This is a genomic window from Pseudomonas sp. XP2 (genome assembly GCF_053557975.1).
Map to the genome: position 1 here is coordinate 30,538 of NZ_JBNRIK010000022.1, position 1,511 is coordinate 32,048.

The 1,511-nt window shown below is 64.1% G+C and carries 1 protein-coding gene; it reads left to right on the forward strand.

Features of this window, described 5'->3' with window-relative positions; all coding sequences use genetic code 11:
* The first annotated feature begins 219 nt into the window (after positions 1 to 219).
* On the forward strand, positions 220 to 1,461 hold the full coding sequence (locus ACK1VC_RS21145; protein ID WP_060518091.1) for an SfnB family sulfur acquisition oxidoreductase: 1,242 nt from the start codon (positions 220 to 222) through the stop codon (positions 1,459 to 1,461).
* Positions 1,462 to 1,511: the final 50 nt, after the last annotated feature.

Below are 1,511 nucleotides of genomic sequence, written 5' to 3' on the forward strand. Positions count from 1 at the left end.
CATCTGTAACAAATCCCTCCTTCTATACATATTCCAAAGAGTTAGTTCATAAACTTTTTATAAAGCATTAGGGTATATAAACCGGACCACCGGACCAGCACACATTTGTCGCGACCAGCTGTAGCGACACAACTTTTTTGTGAGGTCAGGAATGGTCAGGATCACAATCACCCCAGTGCGTATCGCCAGGGCATTGAGTGCAGCCAAGGAGCGGTACTGATGTCCAGCCAGCCAAATACCCAATTCCATAGCGATCTCGACAGCTCGCCCCTGCTGCTGCCGGCCAAGGTACTGCGCACCGACGCCGAAGCCCTGCAAGCGGCCCGTGAACTGGCCGAGGTTGCCCGCGAGCAAGCCGCCCGCCGCGACCAGCAACGCAAACTGCCGTGGGCGGAGATCGAGCTGTTCACCCGCAGCGGCCTGGGCAGCATCAGCGTACCCAAGGCCCACGGCGGCCCCGACGTGTCGTTCGCAACCGTGGCCGAAGTGTTCCGCCTGATCAGTGCCGCCGACCCGGCCCTGGGGCAGATCCCGCAGAACCAGTTCGGCATGCTGCAACTGATTCGCCTGACAGCCACCGAGGCGCAACAGGCGCTGATCTTCCGCAGCGTGCTCGACGGCTGGCGCATCGGCAATGCCGGCCCCGAACGCGGCACCAAGGACACCCTCACCCTCAAGGCCCGGATCACCCGCGCCGGCGACAGCTATCGCATCAGCGGCGAGAAGTTCTATTCCACCGGTGCCCTGTTCGCCCACTGGGTGGCGGTAAAAGCCCTCGACGAGGAAGGTCGTCAGCGCCTGGCGTTCGTGCGCCGTGGCAGCCCGGGGCTGCGCATCGTCGATGACTGGTCCGGGTTCGGCCAGCGCACCACCGCCAGCGGCACTGTATTGCTGGACGAGGTGCCGGTAGACGCAGAGCTGGTGATCGACAACTGGCGCCAGCGTGACATCCCCAACATCCAGGGCGCAGCCTCGCAGCTGATCCAGGCGGCGATCGACGCCGGCATTGCCGAAGCGGCAATCGACGATGCGATCACGTTCGTGCGGGAAAAGTCCCGCCCGTGGATCGAAGCCAACGTGGACCGCGCCAGTGACGACCCTTATGTGATTGCCGACATCGGCCGCCTGAAGCTCGAACTGCACGCTGCCGAAGCGCTGCTACGCAGAGCCGCGCGGGTACTCGACGAGGTCAATGCTGCGCCCATCGACGCAGCCAGCGCGGCACGCGCCTCGATTGCGGTGGCCGAGGCCAAGGTGCTGACCACCGAAATTGCCCTGCAGGCCAGCGAGAAGCTGTTCGAACTGGCCGGCAGCCGCGCCACCCTTGCCGAGTTCAACCTCGACCGCCACTGGCGCAATGCCCGGGTGCACACCCTGCACGACCCGGTGCGCTGGAAGTACCACGCGGTGGGCGCGTACCACCTCAACGGCACCCTGCCTGCGCGGCATTCCTGGATCTGATTTTTAGGCCCTTGGGGCTGCCCTGCAGCCCTTTCGCGGGGCAAAGGCCC

Excerpts from the sequence above, each read along its gene's own strand:
- ACK1VC_RS21145 (WP_060518091.1), top strand. The coding sequence starts at position 220 with ATGTCCAGCCAGCCAAATACCCAATTCCATAGCGATCTCGACAGCTCG.